The sequence below is a fragment of the Stenotrophomonas sp. GL_101 genome (assembly GCF_057835675.1).
Window position 1 is genome coordinate 2,224,319 of the sequence record NZ_CM174432.1, and the last position, 13,257, is coordinate 2,237,575.

At 63.0% G+C, this 13,257-nt stretch carries 11 protein-coding genes; 8 read left to right on the top strand and 3 right to left on the bottom strand.

Annotated features, from left to right (window positions below; genetic code table 11):
- The first annotated feature begins 85 nt into the window (after window positions 1-85).
- The 8 genes from AC3IR9_RS09970 to AC3IR9_RS10005 all read left to right on the top strand — a co-directional run bounded on the left by AC3IR9_RS09970 (window position 86) and on the right by AC3IR9_RS10005 (window position 10,621).
- A complete protein-coding gene (locus AC3IR9_RS09970; protein ID WP_489295783.1) occupies window positions 86-1,192 on the top strand; it encodes an efflux RND transporter periplasmic adaptor subunit in 1,107 nt (368 codons plus the stop codon).
- On the top strand, window positions 1,189-4,287 hold the full coding sequence (locus AC3IR9_RS09975) for an efflux RND transporter permease subunit (protein WP_489295568.1): 3,099 nt from the start codon (window positions 1,189-1,191) through the stop codon (window positions 4,285-4,287). Before AC3IR9_RS09970 ends, AC3IR9_RS09975 begins: the two co-directional genes overlap by 4 nt.
- Window positions 4,288-4,321: 34 nt before the next feature.
- Window positions 4,322-5,308: an aspartyl/asparaginyl beta-hydroxylase domain-containing protein gene (locus tag AC3IR9_RS09980; RefSeq protein WP_489295569.1), complete on the top strand. Its 987-nt coding sequence runs from the start codon at window positions 4,322-4,324 to the stop codon at window positions 5,306-5,308.
- Window positions 5,309-5,382: 74 nt separating this feature from the next.
- Window positions 5,383-6,078: a response regulator transcription factor gene (locus AC3IR9_RS09985; RefSeq protein WP_489295570.1), complete on the top strand. Its 696-nt coding sequence runs from the start codon at window positions 5,383-5,385 to the stop codon at window positions 6,076-6,078.
- Between the two features lie 76 nt (window positions 6,079-6,154).
- Window positions 6,155-7,405: a sensor histidine kinase gene (locus tag AC3IR9_RS09990; RefSeq protein WP_489295571.1), complete on the top strand. Its 1,251-nt coding sequence runs from the start codon at window positions 6,155-6,157 to the stop codon at window positions 7,403-7,405.
- A gap of 147 nt (window positions 7,406-7,552) precedes the next feature.
- A complete protein-coding gene (locus tag AC3IR9_RS09995) occupies window positions 7,553-8,350 on the top strand; it encodes a MipA/OmpV family protein (protein ID WP_489295572.1) in 798 nt (265 codons plus the stop codon).
- A gap of 60 nt (window positions 8,351-8,410) precedes the next feature.
- Window positions 8,411-9,862, top strand: coding sequence for an efflux transporter outer membrane subunit (locus AC3IR9_RS10000; protein WP_489295573.1), 1,452 nt, complete (start codon window positions 8,411-8,413; stop codon window positions 9,860-9,862).
- Window positions 9,863-10,246: 384 nt separating this feature from the next.
- On the top strand, window positions 10,247-10,621 hold the full coding sequence (locus AC3IR9_RS10005) for a hypothetical protein (RefSeq protein ID WP_489295574.1): 375 nt from the start codon (window positions 10,247-10,249) through the stop codon (window positions 10,619-10,621).
- A 144-nt stretch (window positions 10,622-10,765) separates the two neighbouring features.
- On the opposite strand, the gene AC3IR9_RS10010 is transcribed toward AC3IR9_RS10005, so the two are convergent.
- From AC3IR9_RS10010 to AC3IR9_RS10020, 3 genes are all read right to left on the bottom strand, one after another.
- A complete protein-coding gene (locus tag AC3IR9_RS10010; protein WP_489295575.1) occupies window positions 10,766-11,206 on the bottom strand; it encodes a hypothetical protein in 441 nt (146 codons plus the stop codon).
- 69 nt (window positions 11,207-11,275) lie between these two features.
- Window positions 11,276-11,539, bottom strand: a complete 264-nt coding sequence (locus AC3IR9_RS10015) for a DUF3653 domain-containing protein (RefSeq protein WP_489295576.1) — start codon at window positions 11,537-11,539, stop codon at window positions 11,276-11,278.
- A gap of 280 nt (window positions 11,540-11,819) precedes the next feature.
- A complete protein-coding gene (locus AC3IR9_RS10020; RefSeq protein ID WP_489295577.1) occupies window positions 11,820-12,878 on the bottom strand; it encodes a hypothetical protein in 1,059 nt (352 codons plus the stop codon).
- Between the last annotated feature and the right edge of the window lie 379 nt (window positions 12,879-13,257).

The following is a 13,257-nucleotide window of genomic DNA, read 5'->3' on the forward strand; positions in this document are numbered from 1 at the left end:
GATAGCCGCCGTACGAGCAGGCCCGAGGAACACCCCAGCAATGAAACGTGGTCGGATCGCCCTCGCGGGAGGGATCAGCTTGGCAGTGGCACTTGTCGCAACGGTATGGGTGCAGCGCCACAACAACAGTGCAGTGCAGGACCCGGCGCCTGCGCCGGTGATTTCCGTTGGCGTGGTGCGGCCCCTGCAGATGTCGCTGCCGGTAAGGGTGTCGGCCACCGGGAGTGTGGCTGCCTGGCAGGAAGCCAGCGTGGGTGCAGAGGCCAATGGCTTGCGACTGACAGAGGTCCGGGTCAACGTCGGTGACGCAGTGCGACAGGGGCAGGTGCTGGCACGCTTCAGCCCGGACCTGATCCAGGCCGAGCTGGCCGAAGCGGTTGCCGCTGTCGCGCTGGCGGATGCGGAGGCAGTGGAGGCAGCCGCCAACCAACAACGAGCCCAGATGCTGGATGCATCCGGGGCGATATCCCGGCAGCAGGTGAGCCAGTACCACGCCGTCGCACTCACGACCCGCGCGCGTCTTGAATCTGCCCAGGCAGCCGAGAGAAAGGCCCGTCTGCGATTGGTGCAGACCCAGGTGCTGGCGCCCGGTGACGGGATCATCAGCGCACGCACCGCCACCGTCGGCGCCGTGGTGCCCGCCGGCGAAGCGCTGTTTCGACTGATCAGGGACGGCCGCCTGGAATGGCGCGCGGTCGTGTCATCCACCGACCTGCAGCACTTGCAGCCTGGACAGAAGGTGCAGATCACCATGCCCGGCGCCGGCAATGTCGAGGGGCGCCTGAGGATGCTCGCACCGATGATCGACCCCGCCACACGCAGCGGGCTGGCCTACGTGGATCTCCCCGCTGCCGCCCCCTTGCGTGCAGGCGCCTTCGCGCAGGGCTACATCGCGGTAGGCAGCGACACCGTATTGACCCTGCCACACCGCGCGGTTCTGCTGCGCGACGGCTTCCACTACGTCATGCAGGTCGGGCAGGACGGCATGGTGAGTACCCGGAAGATCGGGGTGGGCCGCCGTAGCGGTGAGCGGATCGAAGTGGTCTCCGGACTGGGCGCCTCCGATCCAGTGATCGCCTCCGGCCTGGGCTTTCTCAATGACGGCGATCTCGTGCGGGTGCTGACCGTCGCTGACGCTGGGCCCGCCGGCCCGTCCGCGATGCTGAGCGTTACGGCAAGGGGTGGCCAGTGAACCTCAATCTTTCCGGCTGGTCGATCCGCAACCCGGTCGCGGTCACGCTGTTGTTCGTCCTGCTGGCGCTGGCAGGTACTGCCGGCTTCTGGGCCATGAAGGTACAGAATTTTCCGGATATCGATTTCCCCATCATCACCGTGACGGCGACGTTACCGGGGGCCTCGCCTGCGCAGCTGGAGAATGATGTTGCGCGAAGAATTGAAGACTCCCTGGCCAACATCCAGGGCATCAAGCACATCAAGACCACTCTCACCGACAGCGTGGCGACCATCAGCGCCGAGTTCCACATCGGCAAGCCGGTCCAGCAGGCGATGGATGACGTGCGCGATGGCGTGACCAGCATCCGCGCCGAGCTGCCTGCCGACATGCAGGATCCGGTCATCAAAAAGGTGGAACTGGCAAGTCAACCGGTGGTGACCTATGCGCTGAGTTCGACCTCCCTGGATATGGAAGCGTTGTCGTGGTTCGTGGACAACCAGGTCAGCAAGCGCCTGCTTGGCAAGGCAGGCGTGGGCGCGGTGTCGAGGGTGGGCGGTGTGGATCGGGAGGTGCAGGTGACACTGGATCCGGATCGACTGCTGGGGTTGAACGCTACTGCTGCCGAGATTTCCCTGCAGCTGCGCCAACTGCAGTTGGAAGCTTCCGGTGGCCGGGTGGGCATTGGAGGCGCCGAGCAATCGGTGCGCACCATTGCCACCGTAGACTCGGCGGCACACATCGCCGCTATGGCCATCACTCTCACGGACGGTCGTCGGATCCGGCTGGCCGAGGTCGCCGAGGTTTCCGATACCACTGCCGAGCTGCGAACGGCCGCTCAAATGGATGGGTGGCCGGTGGTGTCATTCGACGTACTGCGTGCCCGCGGGGCGGGTGAGCTGGAGGTGGCCGCGGCGGCCAGTGAGGTGATCGCGCAGTTGCAGCAGGACTTTCCGCAGATTCGGTTCGAAAAGGCGGTTGACCATGTCGCTCCGATTGCCGAGAACTACATCGGCTCGATGCTGCTGCTGCTCGAAGGTGCCGTGCTGGCGGTCATCGTCGTGTTCTGCTTCCTGCGCGACTGGCGCGCGACCTTGATTGCCGCGGTGGCATTGCCGCTGTCGGCCATTCCCACTTTCGCGGCGATGCACTTGATGGGATTTTCCCTCAATACAGTGTCGCTGCTGTCCCTTTCATTGATCATCGGCGTACTGGTCGACGATGCCATCGTCGAGATCGAGAATATCGAACGCCACCTGTTGATGGGGAAGACGCCCTTCCGCGCCGCCGACGAGGCGGCCAGCGAAATCGGCCTGGCGGTGGTCGCCACAACCCTCACACTGGTGGCGGTGTTCCTGCCAACGTCGCTGATGGGGGGCGTAGTAGGGCAGTACTTCGTCCAGTTCGGTTGGACGGCGGCGGTGGCGGTGCTGTTCTCATTGCTGGTCGCACGCATGCTGACGCCGACCATGGCCGCCTACCTGCTGAAGGCGCCAACCCGGCGGCGCCGGCAGCCGCGCTGGGTACTGCGGTATGTAGGGGCGGTACGGGCGTGCATGCGCCGACGTTGGCTTACCCTCGCGGGTGCGGCGCTGGTGATCGGGCTGGGTCTGCTGGTCGCCGCGCAACTTCCAGGCGAGTTCATGCCTGCCGATGACGGCAACCAGGTCCAGGTGAGCCTGACGCTGCCACCCGGCAGCGTCATTGGCGACACCCTTGCGTTGGCCGAGGACGCCCGCGCGCTCATCGCCCATAGTCCCTACGTGGCCTCGGTCCATACGGCCGTTGGTGGGGGCGGCTCCGGTTCAGGCGAACCCGGTGAGTCGGCACCAACAGCGAGTGTCGGCATGGCAGTGCTGACGGCGACCTTGGTCGAACGTGGCCAGCGCAACGGATTTACCAGGTCCACCATCGAGAGTCAGTTGCGCGTGGAGCTGCAGCGGCTACCTGGTGCGCGGGTCAGCGTGGGCAGCGGCAGTGAGGCCTACGAACTGGTACTGAGCGCCGAGGATGGGGATCGACTGACCCGTCACGCACGGATTGCCGAGAGGGAGCTGCGCGGCATTCCGGGGGTAGGGGCGGTGATTTCCTCCGCAGCCCTGGTGCGTCCGGAGTTGGTGGTGCGGCCTGACTTCGCCCGCGCCGCTGACTTGGGGGTCACCTCCAGCGCCATCGCCGACACCTTGCGCGTTGCGACGCTGGGCGACTACCGCCAGGACCTCGCCAAGTTGAATCTGAGCGAACGGCAGATTCCCGTGGTAGTGCGGTTGGCCAACCGCGGCCGCGAAGATCTGGACACCCTGCGTCGCCTGCCCGTTCCAGGGGTACGCGGCCCGGTGCCGCTGGAAAGCGTCGCAGACGTGGCGTTGCTGTCGGGTCCAGCCGAGCTGACCCGCTACGACCGGCAGCGCAACGTCAATCTCAAGGTGGAGTTGAACGGCCTTCCGTTAGGGGATGTGGAGCAAGCAGTGCTGGCACTGCCGAGCATTGCCCAGCTCCCGCGCGGCATTACCCGGACGACCGCCGGCGATGCCGAGGCAATGGGTGAACTGGTGGTGGGTTTTGCCCTGGCCATGTCCGCTGGCGTGCTGTGTGTGTACATGGTGCTGGTGCTGCTGCTTAAGGATTTCGCCCAGCCACTGACCGTACTGATCGCACTATGCCTGTCCATCCCCGGTGCGTTCGTGGCGCTGCTGCTTGCCGGCCAAAGCCTGTCGATGCCCTCGATGATCGGCCTGATCATGCTGATGGGCATTACAACCAAGAACGCCATCCTGCTGGTGGACTACATCATCATCGCGCGGCGCGTTCTGGGCATGAACCGTCACCGCGCGATTATCGATGCGTGCCGCAAGCGTGCGCGCCCGATCGTGATGACCACGATCGCCATGGGCGCCGGCATGCTGCCGGTTGCACTGGGCATGGGTGCCGATCCGAGTTTTCGCGCACCGATGGCCATCGTGGTGATCGGGGGGCTTCTCACCTCAACGGTGCTGTGCCTGCTGGTCATCCCGGTGGCCTACAGCGTGATGGATGACCTCGTCGAAGGCCTGCGCAGGCGCTGGGTTTCACGTCCGGAACGGAATTCCGAACGGTCCGTGGCCCGTCGCGCATGAGCTTCCTCCACATCCTTTCGTTCAAGGCGTCCGCATGAACCTGATCACGATGACGATGGCCGCGCTCCTGGCGTACGTCGCCGGCAGCATCATCTACGTATACCGCTTTCGCGGGCGGCAGCGCTACGCTAGTTTTTCCCAGTACCTGCGCAAAAGCTGGCCGCTGTTCGCGCCCCTGAACTGCCTGCTGTATCTGGCAACGGCGCGCGAGGCGCGCTACCCGGTACTCGAACCGCACTACATCGACGGCATCCACCGGCTCCGCCGCAACTGGCGCCGGATCCGCGACGAGGCCATTCGACTGCATACCGCGGGCGCCTTCGAGGCGGCCTCGGCACCGGGCTCGGCCGGGCATCATGACCTCGGTTTCCGCACCTTCTACAAGCGGGGTTGGCGCAAGTTCTACCTGATGTGGTACGGCAATCCGCACCGCTCGGCCGAGCGCCTGTGCCCGGACACGGTACGACTGCTGGAAGGCATCCCGGGGATACGCGCTGCGATGTTCTCGGTGCTGCCGCCCGGGGCAGAACTGAGCATGCACGCCGACCCGCTGGCATGCTCGCTGCGCTACCACCTTGGCCTGGACACGCCAGATTCCATGCAGTGCTATATCTGCGTGGATGGTCTCTGCCTACCGTGGCGCAATGGCGAGGATTTCGTATTCGATGAAACCTATCCGCACTATGCACGTAATGATACCGATGCGCTTCGCGTGATCCTGATGTGCGACGTGGAGCGCCCCATGAACCTGGCGGGGCGCGCGTTCAACCGGGTCTACTCCGGGCTGGCCAGGGCCATGGCCGTACCTAACACCCCCGAGGACCGGCAGGGTGCCATCAGCTGGCTGTTCGCACGGCTGACACCTCTCCGCGAGCGCGGCCTGGCACTGAAACGCGCACACCGGCCGCTGTACACAGTGCTCAAAACACTGCTCAATACTGCTCTTGTCCTGCTGTTCTTCGGGATGATATTGGCCGTGCTAGAGTTCTTCACGCGGATGCTCGGCATCGTGTGGGACTAGCCGGCCATGACAATCATCGGGCACCGGCAAGGTGCGCATGACACTTGTGGAATACTTGACCAGGTGAGGGTGCCATGACCAGGGAATCGCTTTCGATCCTGATCATCGAAGACAACGCACAGCTGGCGGCAAACCTGTACGACTATCTGGAGGCCTGCGGGCACAGCCTGGATGCCGCACCCGATGGCCTGTCCGGACTCCACTTGGCCTCGTCCCGGGATTACGACGCGATCGTATTGGACTGGAACCTGCCCCGACTGGACGGCTTGACCGTGCTGCGACGGCTTCGCGGCGAAGCCAAGAAGCTGGTGCCGGTCATCATGCTTACCGCCCGGGACCAGGTGAGCGACAAAATCGATGGCTTCGAGGCGGGCCTGGACGATTACCTGGTCAAGCCGGTGGCGCTGCCGGAGATCGAAGTCCGGCTGCGTTCACTGGTCACGCGCCGCCGCCAGTCCGGTGCCGCTGAGAACGTGCTCAGAGTGGGCGACCTGGATTTCGACCTCGGTACCCTGCAGGCACAACGTGCCGGAAGGAAGATCACCCTTACCCGGACCGGCCGTCGCCTGCTTGAACTGCTGATGCGCGAAAGCCCCCAGGTCGTCACCCGCGCCCGTCTGGAACGCGTGGCCTGGGGCGACACATCGCCCGGAACCGACCTGCTGCGATCACATATGTACGTCTTGCGCCGTGCGATCGAACACGATGCCGAGTCGCCATTGCTGCATACCGTGGCCGGTTCGGGTTACAGGCTGTGCGAACGTGACTGACCCCACCTCCGCACCTCCACGCAGCCGCGGCGTTCACTGGTGGACCAGCGTCGCACTGATCCTTCTTGGGTTGTTGATGCTGTTTGCAATCGGTGTGCAGAGCTTCAGTGGGCAGCTGCTGATGGAGGATCGGTACTGGGCCGACCTCACCCGCGCGATATCTGCGGACCATGCCGAACGCGTCCGTGAAGGCAATGCGGCCGACCTGCCGCACCAGGGGCTGGTGCGCTCCTGGTATCTGCTGGATGGCGCCAATCACCCGGATATACCCAGCCGCTTGGCCGATCTTCCGCCGGGATCGTACAGCTCGGAGGCCTCGCTTCTGGGAGATGCGATCAACCTGGATGGCGGTGAGAGCTATCACGCGCTGATCGTCGACCTGCCGCCGGGCAGGCTGCTCACCGTGGTCGACATCGAGCCGCTGGAGCAGCAGCAGAACAGCTATGCGCGCGCCAGTCTGCTATGGGTGGTGTGCTTTACCGCCGTGATCGGTGGGTTCATTGCCTGGCTGCACGCCAATCTGGTGCGACCGGTGCGCGACCTGGCTGAGCGCATGCAATCCATAGATCCCAGCGATACCGGTGCGCGCCTGCCCACCAACTACAAGCGCGACGAAATCCAGGTGATCGCCCAAGCGAGCAATACCCACATTGAACGGGTGGAGCAGTTCATCCAGCGCGAACGCAGCCTGCTGGACCAAGCCAGCCACGAGTTCCGGACCCCGATTGCGGTCATCGCCGGTGCGGTGGATGTGCTCAAGCAGCTGCCGCTGCCAGACGCTTCGCGGCCAGCACTGGGCCGTATCGAGTACGCGGTTGAAGATCTTTCCGAGACCATGGTGGCGCTGCTGTACCTGGCGCGGGAGGCAGCCCCAGGCGGAGAGGTGACCGACCTGACCGCCCTGCATGAGTTCCTGCCAAGGTTGGTACGGGACCATGAGTACCTGCTACGCGGCAAGGATGCCCGGCTGCGGTTGGGCGTGCTGGAGCCTACCTTCATCGCCGCGCCGGAGGCCATGGTCCGCATCGCAGCCAGTAACCTGATCCGCAACGCGATCGAGAACACCGAGGTGGGCTTCGTCGAGATCACGCTTGCGCAGGGAATCCTGTCTGTTGCCGATTCGGGCAGCGGCTTCAATCCGGTGGAAGCAGCGCGTCGCTACCGCGACAGTCTGCGTCTGGCTGGCCCCGCGCGAGGGCAGGGACTTGGCCTGTTCCTGATCGGTCGCATCTGCGACCGCTTCAAGTGGACGCTGAGCATCGATTCCGGGACGCGTGGCACCCGCGCAGACCTGGACGTGTCGGCCAGCATCGTGGATATCCCGTAAGCGTACAGCCCGCATTCATTGCCGCATCGTCGTACGCGACATTTCAGCGACATCGCCACTTCATCCTGACCTGGAACCGGCCGCGCGCAACGCACGCGGCTTCTCCCGCCCACGCGGGTTCCACTTCCTGGTGAGGTCTGACGTCTTATGATCAAGTTCCTGTGGCCCGTGTTGGCATGCAGCCTGTCGTTCAATGTAGTGGCCCAGGAGGGTCCCGGGGGCGACCCCAGCGAGCAGGGGCCACCCCGCTGGGGCCTGGGGCTGGCCGTGGTGGTGACCGACAGCCCTTACGCCGGAGAGGGCACTCGCGTGCTGCCGATCCCGCTGGTCAGCTACCACGGTGAGCGCTTCTACTTCGAAGGCCTGGGCGCCGGCTGGAAGTTCATCGAAAATGATTCTTTCGAGCTGTCGGCCGTGGTCAAAGCGCGGATGGACGGCTTCAAGGTAAAGGACCTCGGGCGAAACGAACTGGCCCGCAATGGGCTGGACTATCGCCTCCTTGAGAACCGCGATATGGGGCTGGACCTGGGTGCCAAGGCGAAGTGGAGTGGTCGTGGCGGCGAACTTGAGGCTGAGCTGCTCGCAGATGCCACCGACACCAGTGGCGGTCAGGAGCTTTCGCTGCAGTACGGCTATGGTTTCAGCGTCGGCAAGGGCCGCCTCACGCCTAACGTAGGCGTGACCTGGCAGTCCAAGGACATGGGCAACTACTACTACGGCACCCTGAAGGAAGAAGTGGCGCGTGGCGTGGTGGACTACAAGCCGGGCGCGGTCACCATTCCCCACGTAGGCGTCAGCTACTTCAGGCCCCTGGGGGAAAAATGGACGCTGCTGGGCTTCGCCCAGTACAAGATGTTGCCGGACAAGATCACCGACAGCCCACTTGTCGAGCGCGACACCAGCGGCAGTGCCTCGGTATTCGTTGGCTTCTCGCGCGGGTTCTGATCGTGGGGCGGCGAGATCGCCGCCCCGTCCATCCATACCCATTGCTGGGGAACGATTCCGGTGGCATTTCGTTGCTTCACTTTCCTGTTGCCAGCGTCAGCGACGATGATTGTGGCGTGCATCGCCCTTGTGGCGGGCTGCTCGCTGGCGCCTGGCCATACCCGACCGGTGCCGCCGATTCCTGCGCAATGGACCGACGGCACCGATGGGGCAGGGGGGCGCAGTGCAGCGGCTGACGCTGCGCCGATGGGCTGGCGCGATCTCATCGCCGACCCCGCACTGGACCAACTGATCGAGCTGGCGCTGCACAACAACCGCAACCTGCGGCAGACCCTATTGAACGTGGAGGCCGCTCGCGCCCAGCACAGGATTCAGCGTGCAGCGCGTCTGCCTTCAATTGGAATCGATGCCGGCATGACACGCCAGCGCGAGACAGCGTCTGGAAACCTCCAGACTACCTATCAGGCCGGCATCGGCATGGCTGCCTTCGAGCTGGACCTGTTTGGCCTTGCACGCAACTTGTCGGACGCAGCCTTTCAGGACTATCTCGCCACCGAGGAAGGCGCCAACAGCGCCCGCATCAGCCTTGTGGCGGACGTGGTCCAGACATACCTGGTGCGCGACGGTGCCCAGCATCGCTATCTGCTGGGCACGCAGTTGTTGGGGGCGCGCCAAAAATCGCTTGAGCTGACCCGCCAACGACGCGACCACGGGCTGGCCAGCGAACTGGATGTACACGATGCCACTGGATTGGTGCAGCAGGCTGAAGCGGATCTGGAGCGTATCGATCGCCAGTTCCGCCAGGCCGGCAATGCACTGGCTCTGCTGGTGGGTAGCACTGACGCGGCCACCCGGCTGCCAACGCTACCAAGTGACGCGCCGGTACTGGTACAGGGGATCGCCGCCGAGCTCCCGTCCGACGTGCTGGACCGTCGTCCCGACATCCGCGCGGCCGAGCACCGCCTACAGGCAAGCAACGCCAACATCGGTGCGGCGCGCGCCGCGTTCTTCCCACGGATAGCACTGACCGGTTCATTCGGCAGCGCCAGTGCCGAGCTATCCGATCTATTCGGTTCCGGACAGCGTGTGTGGTCGTTCTCACCCCAGATCAGCCTACCGATCTTCAGCGGTGGCGCCAATCGTGCCAATCTCGACGTGGCGCATGTGCGCAAGGAGATCTCGATTGCCGCCTATGAGCTTGCGATCCAGGTCGCCTTTCGCGAGGTGTCCGACGCACTGGCGGCAATCGACACGCTTCGCCGCGAAGAACAGGCTCAACTTGCACTGGCCCAGACCAGCGCGCAGGTGCGCCAACTGTCGGAACTGCGCTACCGCAGTGGCATTGACGACCACCTGCGCTACCTGGATGCACAGCGCAGCGACTACAGCAATCAGATGGAGCTCATTGCGGTGCGGACCGAACAGCAGATTGCCTTATCAACGCTACTGCGTGCGCTGGGTGGCGCGTGGTATCCGGTCGGTGGAGGGCAGGCAGGTACACGTGCCCGCTGATGCAACGTGGTCGTAGTTGCGCAGTCCGTTGCGTTGGAAGGGTGGAGTCATAACGCCCGCCCTCCCTGAGGCAGGCTCGCTGCGGGGGACGAGGGATGTTTATCGGGGTAGGAGGAGGGCCCCTCCCACCGCTACTCGACCAAGCCGGCGTAACATAACGAGGTCGCTCACCTCGAGAGTTAGACCATCTGCGCCATGCGAGATCATCGAGACCAGCTACGTGTACACCCGGGCAGGCGTCTTCGGCGTCGAACGCACCGAAGTAGGGTACCGCGTCAGACAGATTGAAGGTCCCAGGCTGAGGGGCGAGAACCTTGAGAACATGATCAAGCAAATTGACAGCTGGAATCGCAAAGGCGGAGCCGCAGCCGCGAAGGGGGTTACATGTTCGTCCAAAAGCTGCTGATCGCGGCAGTGATCGCCGGTGTAGCCGCAGGCTGCTCGAGCACCGCTGCAAAGCCCGTCGGCGATGCCGGGGAAACGCTGATGGAGGTCAAGGGAGTAGTAGAGATCTTTTCCGGCGGCCATGGCTTGGGCTACGTCACATTGGATGACGGCAAGTGCTATGACCTGGCACTTCCGGCCAGCATACTGAAGAACAGCCGGCGCTGGGACACGAAACGGGTCGTAATCACCGGCTCACTTCAGTTCAGGCCCCGAATCGATGAAATGATGTGGTTCGACATCAAAGATCGAAAGGTCGAAGGGTTTGGCTGCTCGGAAGATGTGATCTACGTGGAATCCATCAAGAAGCTCTAGCGCATTCCCCGGGAAAGCTCATGTGGTCAGATAGTTGGTCCAACTCGGAAGGGGGCGAGGGCGATGATCTCGCCCTCTGTGGTTCTGATGTTGGGCATGTGGTTCTGAGGGATGACGTGATGCATCACACTGAGGATTGGTGCCTTAGCAAGGATCGTGAGGAAGATCGCGCCAGCCGCCTTCAATTCGCGAAAAACGCCGTCCTTGTATACACCGCTCTCCAGCACGTAAAGGCGAGGGCGAGTAGTTCTCTACCGGTAGGCGGATTGTCACTTCACGAGGCGATACAGCTTCAACAGCTGCTGCCAGTTCGCGGTCCAGCTTCGCCATCTCGGCCTTCAACTGGGCCTCTTCCTTCGGGGTCATGGGCCTGGTCAACTCTCTTGTCATGGCGGCTGCTTGCCTTCGGGCATTCCATTCAATGAGGCCCATCACGAGAACGACCGCCAGGACAACACCTCCGGCGACGTAGGCCCAGCTCGGTGTCTGCTCAGTCTTGCGTACCGGCTGCGCTCGTTCGCTACGGAAACGAACGTCCTGCAAGTCGGGCGTACTGAAAGTTGGCTCGTGTCGTTCCTTGTCCATGAATCCCCCTAGATCGTGTCCAGGGGCATTCTAGCCGGCGTGTAGGGGCGATACCCCTACGAAGACGCCTCAGCCCGCAGACTGTCCGAAGTGGCGCTCCCGGAAGTCGCCCAAGTCTACAACCACGACCTTGACCATCTGGCGCTGACCGGCTTTTCGTGTGCCGGCCTCAGCCTTGCGCCGGGAAGCGAACCCGGCCAACCTCAGTTCCATGTGGTTACGCCACGCCAGCCCAACAAGGCGCTCGGGGGTCATGCGGTCGCCATCGGGGCTGACAAGGAAATTGCCGCGAACGCTCCAGCCCGCGAAGGGGCCGCTCAGGTACTGACACATGCATCAATGCTCGCTTTGTCCTTGGAACCACAGGGAGGCAAGAACAGCCGGCCCAACTCAAAGTGCTTCTCTCTACGTCAACTAAAATCAATGGGTTGCGGCAGTTGGGGGTCCGGCGGTAACACTTTCCACAGCCCGTTCCTCCAACTAAATTTGATGCATCAGCTGCGCCCCAACTAATCTTGCAACTTTACTGAATGCGTTTGCAAAAGGGGCTTCGCTTGGTTTCTGGGCACCCTGCTGACCGCGGGCTTGGTGGTCAGGTCGGTGGCCTAGCTGCTCATCGCGGCAAGGCGAACACTGGTCCAGTGGCTTGATCTGAATCCACCCTGTCATGCCGGTCCGTGGTGGCAGGCATTCTTCCAGCTTCCGCCGAGGAGAGCCGGCTCAGCTCCTTGTCCCAAAGGGAACTCATTTGCCCCGTCAGGTCGGCGCAGCCCATAAGAACTTCCTCGATTGCTTCGGTTGTTGTTAGGCCCGAAGAGTAGAAAGCGTTCTGGACTTGATACGGATAGGCGCGTTCAAGAACGACCTGACCAAGTGCATCAAGGTGCTTGGCCGCCTGCCGAGCACGAGGCCTGTCCTCGACCAACACCAAGCGAATCCCTATCTCAAGAGGCGGGGGTAGCCCTGGGCTGCGCGTCGAACGTGCGCCGTCGTTCGATATCAAATGGTTGCTTCTTCTCAATTCGGCAATCAGCTCTTCGGCTAGCTCCGCAGCCTCGTCCAGGCCGAGTGAGATCAAGCCGTTTCTGAACGTGCACGCCGCGTCAGCACAAGCGGCGCTCAAGTCGTCGACAACGGGCGTATGGCCCAGGTGGAGTGAATGCCAAACGGCGATGTGGTGAAGCCCGTGGGTGAGTGCAAGGCACTGCGGCAATGGGGTGAGAAGTAAAGAGACTGTAGCCACTGCCGCGGCACCTAAGCCGCTCTCGTCCAGAAGCAAGAGGGTCGCAACGGCCGGGACAGAAAGTGCGAACGCTCCGATCTCGCTGAGCCCGTCTTCTACCAACTTCTGACTTGCCTCGATATGGGGGCAGACATCTCCCAGATAGGGAGAAAGGTCATTGAGAAGCCATTTGGATGATTCCGGGACGCGCGATGAGACGCGCTCAAATAGGTTGAATTTCACAAGGCCATCGGGCGAGTAGATCTCAGGCCAGTACGTCCCGTCGGGCGACCTGCCCAGCTCGTAGGCGCTCTCAAAGAACTTGGGGGCTAGGCGCAACGGCAGAGGGGCTGGCTCGTGCCCAAAAACAAAGGTCTCGAACGGGACAATCGGCAATGCTAGCTGCGCATTCAGCTGTGCAAGCGCATTGCAGCCAAAGCGCGCCTTCATATATCGGGCCCAGATACGCGGCCCGATGCGCTCACCGGCTCCCAGCAGTCTCCTGCCCATAGGTATCGGCCCCTGACGGATAAAAAAAATATCCGATCGAGACAGATTCTGGCTCGCCGATTACGCTCCAAGCAAGTGCTTCAAAAATTTGTTTCATCTGCAACGAAAAACAGCCAGTCCCGGCAAGGACTGGCTGTTGGAACGGGGACGATCCCGTGTGTTGCGATGCCAAGGCTAGATGCCCCGCTACGGGGTGTCAATGGCGTACTTCGTCCATGTGCCTAGCGCCGCGCGGGGAAGTCCTCCTGAATACGGACAGGAGGAAGAATGGCTGGGGTTCAACAGAAATCGCCGCGTCAAGCGCAGCGCGACCGTGTCT